Genomic DNA, 11,965 nt, shown 5'->3' with positions numbered 1-11,965 from the left:
TATAAAAAGTATGCAAATATACAGCAAATTATTTTAGAATATAAATTAAGGACAAGTGTTTGATTTGATTAGTCTAGAACTGTTTAAAGAAAAAAAATATGTAAGTTTGCAAAAAAAATAAATTTGTCGAAAATAAAACCATATAAGGATAGTGATTTAGGTAAGAAAGAGCAAGTTACCAAAATGTTTGATACTATCTCAGAAGATTACGATGGCTTAAATAGAGTTATTTCTTTTGGAATTGATGTTTCTTGGCGTAAAAAAGTAGTTGCAATGGTTAGCGAAGCGAAGCCAAAAACAATTTTAGATATTGCTACAGGAACAGGAGATCTTGCCATTAATTTAGCAAAAACCAATGCCGAAAAAATTGTAGGCTTAGACATAAGTAGTGGTATGCTTGACATTGGTAAAACCAAAATAAAAAAACGTGGATTAGAAAACACTATTGAAATGGTTTTAGGAGATAGCGAGAATATGCCTTTTGAAGACAATTCTTTTGATGCTATAACTGTTGCTTTTGGTGTAAGAAATTTTGAAACTCTTGAAAAAGGACTAAAAGAAATTCATAGAGTTTTAAAACCTCAAGGTACTTTTGTGATACTTGAAACTTCAATGCCTACAAAAACACCTTATAAACAAGGGTATAATTTTTACACAAAAAACATTCTACCTTTAATAGGTAAAATCTTTTCTAAAGATAGAAGTGCGTATAAATATTTATGCGAATCTGCTTCTGTTTTTCCTTTTGGTGAAGCTTTAAACAATATTTTAAGAGAAACGGGGTTTATTAATGTTAAAGATTTCCCGCAAACATTTGGTGTGGCTACAATTTATAAATCATCAAAATAATTTATGAAAAATTTACTTACTATAGTTATTACTCTTTTTGTTTTTCAAACTTCTTCTGCACAATTATTTAGCAAAGAGCGTATAAAAAACAATGAAAATGTAGACAAAGCGCGTTTAAGCTATGGCTACTTTCTTGGGTTTAATAGCTATAATTTTAATTTTGATTATTACGAAGACAAAAAAGATATACAAGTAGAAACAACCACAGGTTTTAGCGTTGGTCTTGTTGGTAACTTAAGAATTAACGACTATGTAGATGTAAGACTAGAACCAGGTTTATTTATAACTTCTAGAAATTTAATTTATGACGAAAGTTATTTTGCAGGTTTAGAATACACAGATGCAGACTTAATTCGTGAAGTAAAATCTACGTATATACATATACCTTTACTTTTAAAACTTTCTACCAAACGTATAAATAACTTTAAACCATTTATTGTTGGAGGTATTTCTACCGCTTTAAACCTTTCTAGTAATCAAGACAATCCGGACGATAATAGTGCTGGAGAGTTTAGAATGAAGAAAAACAACATGTACTATGAAATTGGTTTTGGTATAGATTTCTATTTATTCTTCTTTAAATTTACGCCTTCTGTTCGTGGTATTTTTGCTTTAAATGAAGAAATTGTTCCTGATGAAGACCCAAACAGCCCTTGGACAGGAAATATTTCAAGCATGAAAACTAGAGGATTGTTTATAAACTTAACGTTTCAATAAAACAGGCAACTTAGTAGTAAGTTAACATAAAACTTAAAAGTAGTTTAGAGAATTTTTTACAATAACAGTTCTCTAAACACTTTCTCTTTTAAACTCACTTAACAAAATAGCTGTTGCAGTTGCAACGTTTAAACTTTCGGTTGCTTGTAATTGTCCAAATCTAGGAATACTTATTCTTTTACTTGCTAATGCTTCAATAGCTGTAGAAACACCGTTAGCTTCGTTTCCTAAAACTAAAACACCCTTATTTGGTAATTGGCTTTTATATACATTTTCGCCATCCATAAAAGTACCAAAAACCGCTGTATTGGTTTCTTTTAAAAAGTTTTCTAAATGTAAATAACTAATATTAACTCTAGTTATAGATCCCATAGTTGCTTGTATAACTTTAGGATTATAACAATCTACAGTTGCATTACTACAAACCAAATCAACAACACCAAACCAATCACATAATCGTATTATAGTTCCTAAGTTACCAGGATCTCTTACATCATCTAAAGCTACAATAAGGCTATTGGTATTTATCTTTCTAGTTTCTGGTATTTTAAAAACAGCTAAAGCCTTATTAGGCGTGGTTAAAAAGCTAATTTTTTTTAATTCTTTTTCTGTAATTATCGTTTCTGCTTCGTCATTAATTTGAAAAGACGTTGTTGTAAATACATGATACAGCTGTAATGAAGAGTTTAATAATTCTTTAATTGTTTTTAATCCCTCAGCTACAAACAAACCTTCCTGCTGTCTATACTTTTTTTGCTTTAAACTAGTTATTAATTTTATTTGGCTTTTGGTTAACATGTAAATAATGTATTTTTGAAACTATAAAAAGGTTTTTATTGGCTAAAGATGAAACCTTAAATTCATTAAAACAAAATTAGTATTAATTTATCACATAATATTCTTGAATCTACAACCCTTTAATACCAATTTAATAGCACTTGTATTACTTGCTGTGTTTTTCACTTCTTGTGATACGGTTAAAAGAGTTGCAGATGATAAACACCTACTGGTTAATAACAGCATCGTTGTAAATAATAAAAAAGTAAACTCAGAACGTATAAACAACCTGTTGTTTCAAAGTCCAAACCGAAAACTTTTAGGAATTCCTTTACGCCTTCATATTTACAATACCGCAAGACCTAATATAGACTCTATTGTAAACGAACAAATCAACAAAAACCCAAAACACAAAAAACATTTAGAAAATTTTCTTTCTAAAAAACAACTAGACAAATACATAGAATCTAAAGTAAACTTTAATGCTTGGCTAAAAAAAACAGGAGAAGCTCCTGTAGTTATAGACGAATCTAAAACTAAAAAATCTATAAACCTTTTAGAAGCTTACTATATTAATAACGGTTGGTTTAACGCTACAGCTTCAGCTTCAATAGATACTTTAGCCAACAAAAAAGCTGCTGTAAAATACACAGTAAATACAGGAAAACTATATAAAGTAGACTCTCTAATAACCTCAATAGAAACTCCTATTTTAGATTCTCTATATCAAGCACAAAAAAGCAAAACCCTAATTAAAAAAGAACAATATAAGTCTGTTAACTTTGAACTAGAAAGACAACGTATTACAGATCTATTTTTAAATTCTGGTATCTATCATTTTAGTCAGGATTATGTCTTTTTTGAAATGGATTCTATTAACAACAACCAAAAAGTTATTGTTGATTTACAAATTAAAAACAGAGTACTAAGAAAACAAGATTCTAATTACACTAGTCCTTTTAAAAAATACACAGTTAAAGACGTTAATATATATACCAATAGTTCTTATGAAAACCGAAACAAAACCATAAGCGACACGTTAACCTATAACAATTACAATTTATTTAGTATTGGCAAAATGCGATACAACCCAAAAGCATTAACAGATGCCATTTTTATTACTCCTCACAGTCTTTTTAAAGATATAAACAGAACACGTACTTACAGACATATTAGTAATTTAAAAACCTTTAAGTATCCAGATATTGAATATATAGAAAACAAAGACACTACGCTTACTGCTAATATTTACTTAACTCCTTTAAAGAAATTTAACCTTGGGTTTAGTGCAGAAGTTTCGCAAAGCAATATACAAACCATTGGTTTTGCATTAAACCCTAGTATATTTATGCGTAATGTATTTAAAGGAGCAGAAACTTTAGAACTTTCTGCCATAGGTTCTATTGGTGCTTCAAAAGATGCAGCAAATGATAGTGACCAATTTTTTGACATCAATGAAATTGGTGCAAACCTAAAACTTACTATTCCAAGATTATTTTCTCCTTTTAATACCGAAAAAATAATACCAAAACACATGTTTCCTAGTACCATAATATCTTTAGCTATGTCTAGCCAAACAAACATTGGTCTTGATAAACAAACAGTAACAGGAGCTTTTAATTACAAATGGTACCCAAACAGAGTAGTAACAAACAGGTTAGATGTTTTTAACGCACAATATGTAAGAAACTTAAATACCGATAATTATTTTAATGTCTATGAAACCTCTTATGATAATTTAAATGATATTGCACAAGACTTAGCATATACTACAGATAGTGAAGATTTATCTATTCCTGAAGAAGCAGATTTATTTATTACAGATGTACTAAACGGAAACACTTCTCTAACCCCTAGTGATGATGATTACCAAACCATTTCTGCTATTAGTGAACGTAAAGACAGGCTAACAGAAAACAACCTAATTTTTTCTTCTAACTACTATTACACAAAAGATAAACGTGAAAATTTATTTGATGAAACCTTTTCTATATTTAGATTTAAATTAGAATTAGCAGGAAACATCTTCTCTACAGCATCTAAAGTATTTGGACTAGAAAAAAACAGCAACGATCAATACGAATTTTTCAATGTAGCATTCTCTCAATATGTAAAAACAGAGTTTGACTATATACGTCACTGGGATTTAGGTAAGAAAAATGTACTTGCTGCTCGAGGTTTTTTAGGTATAGCCATACCTTATGGTAACTCAACAAATATTCCTTTTTCTAAAAGTTTCTTTGCAGGAGGAACCAATGATAATCGTGCATGGACCGCTTATAGTTTAGGTCCAGGAAGCTCAGAAACCAACAATGAGTTTAATGAGGCTAACCTTAAACTAGCATTTAGCATTGAAAACAGATTTAATGTTTTTGGCAATGTTAACGCAGCACTATTTATAGACGTTGGTAATATCTGGAATGTACTAGATGATGTAGAAAATGACGAAGCAACCTTTTCTAGCTTTTCCTCATTAAACGACATCGCTATTGGTTCTGGTTTTGGTATTAGATATGATTTTGGTTTTGCTGTAGCAAGGCTAGATATAGGATTTAAAACCTACAACCCAGCACTAGACAATAACCGTTGGTTTTACAACTACAATTTTAACAAAGCGGTATATAATATAGGTATAAACTACCCTTTTTAGGCACATTACTACGAAAACGTTATAGCATAATTTCTAGCTAAGATTCCGTTTATTCTACTATAATTATTTAAAAATTACGTACTTTTGGTTAAACAAACTTAAAACTAAATACCAAAATAGAATGGCACATAATATAAAACCAGGAGTAGCAACAGGTCGTGAAGTACAAGAAATTTTCAAACTAGCTAAAGAAAAAGGCTTTGCGCTACCAGCTGTAAACGTTATTGGCTCTAATAGTATCAATGGTGTTTTAGAAACTGCAGCAGAATTAAACGCACCAGTTATTATTCAATTCTCTAATGGTGGCGCACAATTTAATGCAGGAAAAGGACTTAGCAATGAAAACCAAAAAGCTGCAATTGCAGGAAGTGTTGCTGGCGCTAAACACATACACCTAATGGCAGAAGCTTATGGTGTTCCTGTAATTTTACATACAGACCATTGTGCAAAAAAACTATTACCTTGGATTGATGGTTTACTAGATGCTAGTGAACAACACTTTGCAGAAACAGGTAAACCTCTTTACAGTTCGCACATGATTGATTTAAGTGAAGAACCTTTAGAAGAAAACATAGAAATATGTAAAGAGTACTTAGCAAGAATGAGTAAAATGGGCATGACCCTAGAAATAGAATTAGGTATCACAGGAGGAGAAGAAGATGGTGTAGATAATAGTGATGTAGACGAGTCTAAACTATACACACAACCAGAAGAAGTAGCTTATGCTTATGAAGAGTTAAGTAAAGTAAGCGACCAATTTACCATTGCAGCAGCATTTGGTAACGTACATGGTGTATACAAACCAGGAAACGTAAAACTAACACCAAAAATTCTTAAAAACTCACAAGAATTCCTTTCTAAAAAACACAATTTACCACACAACCATATCGACTTTGTATTTCATGGAGGATCAGGATCAACGCTTGATGAAATAAGAGAAGCTATAGGTTACGGAGTAATTAAAATGAATATCGATACAGATATGCAATACGCATTCATGACAGGCGTAAGAGATTACATGGCAGAAAAAACAGACTACTTACAATCACAAATTGGTAGTCCAGATGGTCCAGAATCTCCAAACAAAAAACATTATGACCCTCGCGTTTGGTTACGTAAAGGAGAGCAAACATTTGTAGAGCGTCTTAAAAAAGCATTTGAAGACCTTAACAATGTAAATACCCTTTAAAAGTATTTTTTGGCGTTACCCAAGGGTCGGGCTCTCGCAAGTCGCAATCAAAGATGTGCTCCAACAATTGCTCCATCCCTAACGCAAATCAAGATAATTACATAAAATAAAATTCCGTTTAAACTGAACAACATCAGCACTTAAACGGAATTTTTTATGCAGAAAAACTACAAGAAAACAAGATAGCTACATCTATTTTTCAGTTGTATTAATAAAATCAGTAATTTTGTACACTTATCTTATTTTAAATAAGAACTAACTAAATTAATTTTAGAAAACTAAAATCGTAAATCTATATGGCTTGGTTTAAAAGAAAAGAAAAAGGTATCACTACCTCAACGCAAGAAAAAAAAGACACTCCAAAAGGCCTTTGGTACAAATCACCAACAGGTAAAATAGTAGACGCAAAAGAACTAGAAAAAAACTTTTACGTTAGTCCAGAAGACGGTTACCACGTAAGAATTGGTAGTAATGAATATTTCGAAATACTTTTTGACGACAATAAATATAAAGAATTAGATGCTAAACTAGAATCTAAAGATCCTTTAAAATTTGAAGACACTAAAAAGTATCCAGACCGTTTAAAAGCTGCGCAAGAAAAAACAAAACTTAAGGACGCTGTTCGCACAGCAGTTGGTAAATCTAAAGGTAATGATTTAGTAATTGCTTGTATGGACTTTAGTTTTATTGGTGGTTCTATGGGTAGTGTTGTAGGAGAAAAAATAGCTCGTGCAGCAGACTACGCATTAAAAAAGAAATTACCATTCATGATAATCTCTAAATCGGGAGGAGCTCGTATGATGGAAGCGGCATTATCTTTAATGCAATTGGCTAAAACCTCTGTAAAACTAGCACAACTAGCAGACGCAGGATTGCCATACATTTCTTTATGTACAGACCCAACAACAGGAGGAACAACTGCTTCTTTTGCCATGTTAGGAGACATTAACATTAGTGAGCCAGGAGCTTTAATTGGTTTTGCAGGACCTAGAATTGTGAGAGATACTACAGGAAAAGAATTACCTGAAGGCTTTCAAACCTCTGAGTTTTTATTAGAACATGGTTTCTTAGACTTTATTACACACAGAAATCAATTAAAAAACAAAGTAAACCAATATATTGACTTGGTACTTAACCAACCTTTAAGAGCCTAAAAAGCAATACAATAGACAAAAAGACCTTTTCTTCTTAAATAGAAAAGGTCTTTTTTTGTTTTTATATATTTATGTAAATAAAAATACTTATATTTGCCGCTCGAAAGAAAAGCTTTCGTGTACATAAAAATCATTTACAATAATATTAGAATGTATTTAACTAAAGAAGCAAAAGAAGAAATCTTCGCAAAACACGGTAAAGGAAAAAACGATACTGGTACAGCTGAAGGACAAATTGCATTATTCACTGCAAGAATTAATCACTTAACAGAGCACTTAAAACAAAATCGTAAAGATTATAATACAGAGCGTTCATTAGTAAAGTTAGTAGGTAAGCGTCGTGCTTTACTTGACTACTTAACAAAGAAAGATGTCTTAAGATATCGTGCAATTATTAAAGAATTAGGATTAAGAAAATAATCTCAATAAAAAGACCACGCTTTTCAGCGTGGTTTTTTGTTATAAATTAACTCGATTTGAACGAGTATAAATTTCAAAAAATTGAAGAAGCTAATTACAGTTTTTCATTGGTAACACACAACAACTACACAACACAACTACCAATGTTTAATTAGAATTAAAAAATTTATGATTCCAAAAGTTTTTAAAGAGGTCATAGACCTAGGGGATGGTAGAGAAATCTCTATCGAAACCGGAAAATTAGCAAAACAAGCGCATGGTAGCGTTGTTGTGCAATCTGGAAAATGTATGTTATTATGTACAGTTGTTTCCAACTACAAGCAAGCTGATGTAGATTTCTTACCATTAACGGTAGATTACAGAGAAAAGTTTGCTGCTGCAGGTCGTTATCCTGGAGGTTTCTTTAAAAGAGAAGCAAGACCTAGTGATGGTGAAGTATTAACAATGCGTTTAGTAGACCGTGTTTTACGTCCATTATTCCCAAAAGATTATCACTCAGAAACGCAAGTGATGATTCAATTAATGTCTCATGATGAAGATGTAATGCCAGATGCTATGGCAGGATTAGCTGCTTCTGCTGCTATTCAATTATCAGATTTCCCTTTTGAATGCCCAATCTCTGAAGCTAGAGTTGGTCGTGTAAACGGTGAATTTATCATCAACCCAACAAGAGCGCAATTAGCAGAATCTGATATCGATATGATGATTGGTGCTTCTGCAGATTCTGTAATGATGGTAGAAGGTGAAATGGATGAGATTTCTGAAGAAGAAATGACTGAAGCTATTAAGTTTGCACACGAAGCTATTAAAGTACAATGTGCTGCTCAAGTAAAATTAGCCGAAGCTTTTGGTAAAAAAGACGTTCGTGAATACGAACCAGAAAGAACAGACGAAGACTTAGCGAAGAAAATTCACGATATGGCATACGATAAAGTGTATGCTGTTGCTAAAGCAGGTTCTTCTAAACATGAAAGAAGTGCTGCCTTTGCTGAAATTAAAGAAGAAATTAAAGCTTCTTTTTCTGAAGAAGAACAAGAAGATTTTGGTGGCTTAATTTCAAAATATTACTCTAAAGCAGAAAAAGCTGCAGTTAGAGATTTAACTTTAAATGAAGGTTTACGTTTAGATGGACGTAAAACTACAGACATTAGACCAATCTGGTGTGAAGTAGATTATTTACCATCTACACATGGTTCTTCTATTTTTACTCGTGGAGAAACTCAAGCTTTAGCTACAGTTACTTTAGGTACAAGTAGAGAAGCTAACCAAATAGACATGCCATCTTTTGAAGGTGAAGAACGTTTCTATTTACACTATAACTTCCCTCCTTTTTCAACTGGAGAAGCTAGACCTATTCGTGGAACATCTCGTCGTGAGGTAGGACATGGTAACTTAGCACAACGTGCTTTAAAAGGTATGGTTCCTGATGATTGTCCTTACACTGTACGTGTGGTTTCAGAAATTTTAGAATCTAACGGTTCTTCTTCTATGGCTACAGTATGTGCTGGTACTATGGCAATGATGGATGCTGGTGTACAATTAAAGAAACCAGTTTCTGGTATTGCAATGGGATTAATTTCTGATGCAGATTCTGGAAAATACGCAGTATTATCTGATATTTTAGGTGATGAAGATCACTTAGGAGATATGGATTTTAAAGTAACTGGTACTGCAGATGGTATTACAGCTTGCCAAATGGATATTAAAGTAAAAGGATTATCTTACGAAATTCTTGTTAATGCTTTAAAACAAGCTCGTGATGGTCGTTTACATATCTTAGGTAAAATCACAGATACTATTGATACACCTAATGAAGATGTTAAAGAGCATGCTCCAACTATGGTTTCAAGACGTATTCCTAATGAATTTATCGGAGCCTTAATTGGTCCTGGTGGAAAAGTAATTCAGGAAATGCAAAAAGAAACAGAAACTACTATTGTTATTAACGAAGATCCAGTAACCGAAGAAGGTATTGTTGAGATCTTAGGTGTTGGTAAAAAAGGTATTGATGCTGTAATGGCAAAAATCGATTCTTTATTATTTAAGCCTCAAGTTGGTAGCATTTATGAAGTGAAAGTAATTAAAATGCTTGACTTTGGTGCTGTTGTTGAATATACAGAAGCTCCTGGTAACGAAGTATTATTACACGTATCTGAATTAGCTTGGGAACGTACAGAAAATGTATCTGATGTGGTAAACATGGGTGACGTTTTTGACGTAAAATACTTTGGTGTAGATCCTAGAACTAGAAAAGAAAAAGTTTCTAGAAAAGCAATCTTACCAAAACCAGAAGGTTATGTTGCAAGACCACCTAGAGAAAATAATGATCGTGGTGGACGTGATAACAGAGGTAAAGATAATCGTGGACGTGACAAAAAACGTGACGATAGAAAACCTAGAGGAGATAAATAAGAAAATTATTTTTCTTTAATTATAAAAACAAACCCAAGTAGATGTATTTCTACTTGGGTTTTTTATTTTCTATAACTTATTTTTTTCTAAAAAAAAACAAAACTATAAACCCTATATTTTCAACCAGTTAATGTTTTTAAAACATAATATTTTCTTAAAAGATAAAACACAAACATCTAAACAAACAATTAACACGTAAATCCTATTGTAAGTAAAAACTTAACAGCAAGATTTATGCAAACAAAAGTACACGAAGCCACTAAATTAAAATCTAAAACTAAAAATTTCAACTCGTTTTTCAGTTCCATACTTCACACGAACGGAAAAACACAAAACCCTCAAAACAGAATTGTACTATTAAGTACTTTTTTATTCATTTTAATGGGTGTTTATTTTTTCTCTGTTTTTCACAATGACTTCGAAAAATTTAATGCATTTTTACTAGAATCTACATTAGGCTTCACTTTTATAGCTATTGCTACTACTCTTTTTGTTTACAAGATTTTATTTTTTATCTACACAGCCTACAACTATATCAAATACAAACCTGTTGCCTCTGTAACAGATAATGAATTGCCAACTTGTACTGTAATTGTTCCTGCTTATAACGAAGGAAAACAAGTATGGCATACCTTAATGAGCTTAGCAAAGAGTAATTATCCAGAACATAAATTACAACTTTTAGCAATAGATGATGGTAGTTTAGATGACACCTGGAAATGGATGCTAGATGCTAAAGAACAACTTGGTAATAAACTAGAAATACTTAAACAACCAGAAAACAAAGGCAAGCGCCATGCTTTATACAGAGGTTTTAATATTGGTACTGGCGAGATATTTATTACAGTAGACAGCGATTCTATAGTAACAGAAGACACACTTAGAAACCTAGTTAGTCCATTTGTAAACAATCCACAATGTGGTGCTGTTGCAGGAAACATTAGAGTTTTAAATAACAAAAAGGAAATGCTTCCTAAAATGTTAGATGTAAGTTTTGTAATGAGCTTTGAGTTTGTTCGTTCGGCAGAAAGTAATTTAAACTCTGTTCTTTGTACTCCAGGAGCATTAGCGGCCTACAGAAGTACAGCTGTTGCTAAATGTTTACCAGAATGGATAAACCAAACGTTTATGGGTTCACCATCAGATATTGGTGAAGATCGCGCAATGACCAACATGATTTTAAAACAAGGAGAACACGTTCTCTTTCAAAAAAATGCGGTTGCCTATACCAATGTACCAGAAGAGTATTTAGGTTTATATAAAATGTTTATACGTTGGGGACGCAGTAATGTGCGTGAAAACCTAGAAATGGCAAAATATGTTTTTACTAACTTTAGAACAGGTAAAAAAACAGGTACTCGCTTATTATTTATTAGCCATTCTGCTCGATTAATCATGAGCTATCCTTTATTAATTTTTATGCTATTCTTTGTTTTAACGCATCCTTTACTTTTCTTGGGTTCTACATTAGTTAGTATATTAATACTTTCTACTTTTTCATTAGTATTTTTTGCAAATCGTCATAAATCATCACAAGGTTTCTGGGCATATCCTTATAGTATTTTATACACTTTTGGTTTATTCTGGATTACACCTTACGCAATTGCAACAGCTAGCAGAAGCGGTTGGTTAACTCGTGGTTTGCCTGAAAAAAAATAAAAACATACTACTTTTTAAGAATTCAGACCTCAAAATTTAAGTACTACCATTGTGTGTAGTATTTAATTTTGAGGTCTTTTTTTATGAAAACATTCCAAATTGTCACCGACACGATGTCAGTTTGCTAATTTCGCTATT

Annotated in this window: 9 protein-coding genes; 8 read left to right on the top strand and 1 reads right to left on the bottom strand. The window is 32.0% G+C overall.

Going from position 1 to position 11,965, the window contains the following annotated elements; genetic code table 11:
• The first annotated feature begins 123 nt into the window (after nt 1-123).
• The gene (gene ubiE, locus ACFSSB_RS14025; protein WP_379905329.1) at nt 124-849 is read left to right on the top strand and encodes a bifunctional demethylmenaquinone methyltransferase/2-methoxy-6-polyprenyl-1,4-benzoquinol methylase UbiE; all 726 of its coding nucleotides are present in this window, start codon (nt 124-126) and stop codon (nt 847-849) included.
• Between the two features lie 3 nt (nt 850-852).
• Nucleotides 853-1,566: a type IX secretion/gliding motility protein PorT/SprT gene (gene porT / locus ACFSSB_RS14020; RefSeq protein ID WP_379905327.1), complete on the top strand. Its 714-nt coding sequence runs from the start codon at nt 853-855 to the stop codon at nt 1,564-1,566.
• A gap of 72 nt (nt 1,567-1,638) precedes the next feature.
• Here porT and ACFSSB_RS14015 read toward each other — a convergent pair whose 3' ends face one another.
• Nucleotides 1,639-2,364, bottom strand: coding sequence for a TrmH family RNA methyltransferase (locus ACFSSB_RS14015; RefSeq protein ID WP_379905325.1), 726 nt, complete (start codon nt 2,362-2,364; stop codon nt 1,639-1,641).
• A gap of 103 nt (nt 2,365-2,467) precedes the next feature.
• Between ACFSSB_RS14015 and tamL the strand changes: the two genes are divergently transcribed.
• The 6 genes from tamL to ACFSSB_RS13985 all read left to right on the top strand — a co-directional run bounded on the left by tamL (nt 2,468) and on the right by ACFSSB_RS13985 (nt 11,827).
• Complete coding sequence (gene tamL, locus ACFSSB_RS14010) at nt 2,468-4,993, top strand: translocation and assembly module lipoprotein TamL (RefSeq protein WP_379905323.1); 2,526 nt, start codon at nt 2,468-2,470, stop codon at nt 4,991-4,993.
• A 121-nt stretch (nt 4,994-5,114) separates the two neighbouring features.
• Complete coding sequence (gene fbaA / locus ACFSSB_RS14005) at nt 5,115-6,182, top strand: class II fructose-bisphosphate aldolase (RefSeq protein WP_379905321.1); 1,068 nt, start codon at nt 5,115-5,117, stop codon at nt 6,180-6,182.
• Between the two features lie 296 nt (nt 6,183-6,478).
• Nucleotides 6,479-7,336, top strand: a complete 858-nt coding sequence (accD, locus tag ACFSSB_RS14000; RefSeq protein ID WP_379905319.1) for an acetyl-CoA carboxylase, carboxyltransferase subunit beta — start codon at nt 6,479-6,481, stop codon at nt 7,334-7,336.
• A 150-nt stretch (nt 7,337-7,486) separates the two neighbouring features.
• Nucleotides 7,487-7,756, top strand: coding sequence for a 30S ribosomal protein S15 (rpsO, locus tag ACFSSB_RS13995; protein WP_379905699.1), 270 nt, complete (start codon nt 7,487-7,489; stop codon nt 7,754-7,756).
• 168 nt (nt 7,757-7,924) lie between these two features.
• Nucleotides 7,925-10,168, top strand: a complete 2,244-nt coding sequence (locus ACFSSB_RS13990) for a polyribonucleotide nucleotidyltransferase (protein WP_379905317.1) — start codon at nt 7,925-7,927, stop codon at nt 10,166-10,168.
• Nucleotides 10,169-10,402: 234 nt separating this feature from the next.
• On the top strand, nt 10,403-11,827 hold the full coding sequence (locus ACFSSB_RS13985) for a glycosyltransferase (RefSeq protein WP_379905315.1): 1,425 nt from the start codon (nt 10,403-10,405) through the stop codon (nt 11,825-11,827).
• The last annotated feature ends 138 nt before the right edge of the window (nt 11,828-11,965 follow it).

Origin of the sequence: Lacinutrix gracilariae (assembly GCF_042684485.1) — a bacterium.
Lineage (GTDB): Bacteria > Bacteroidota > Bacteroidia > Flavobacteriales > Flavobacteriaceae > Oceanihabitans > Oceanihabitans gracilariae.
Note: the sequence above shows the minus strand (reverse complement) of the source record. Positions and strands in the feature narration are given on the sequence as shown.

What these genes read in the sequence shown, in the direction of transcription:
- rpsO (WP_379905699.1), top strand. Translation starts at nt 7,487, where the DNA reads ATGTATTTAACTAAAGAAGCAAAAGAAGAAATCTTCGCAAAACACGGT.
- ACFSSB_RS13985 (WP_379905315.1), top strand. Translation starts at nt 10,403, where the DNA reads ATGCAAACAAAAGTACACGAAGCCACTAAATTAAAATCTAAAACTAAA.
- ACFSSB_RS13990 (WP_379905317.1), top strand. Translation starts at nt 7,925, where the DNA reads ATGATTCCAAAAGTTTTTAAAGAGGTCATAGACCTAGGGGATGGTAGA.
- porT (WP_379905327.1), top strand. Translation starts at nt 853, where the DNA reads ATGAAAAATTTACTTACTATAGTTATTACTCTTTTTGTTTTTCAAACT.
- accD (WP_379905319.1), top strand. Translation starts at nt 6,479, where the DNA reads ATGGCTTGGTTTAAAAGAAAAGAAAAAGGTATCACTACCTCAACGCAA.
- ACFSSB_RS14015 (WP_379905325.1), bottom strand. Translation starts at nt 2,364, where the DNA reads ATGTTAACCAAAAGCCAAATAAAATTAATAACTAGTTTAAAGCAAAAA.
- fbaA (WP_379905321.1), top strand. Translation starts at nt 5,115, where the DNA reads ATGGCACATAATATAAAACCAGGAGTAGCAACAGGTCGTGAAGTACAA.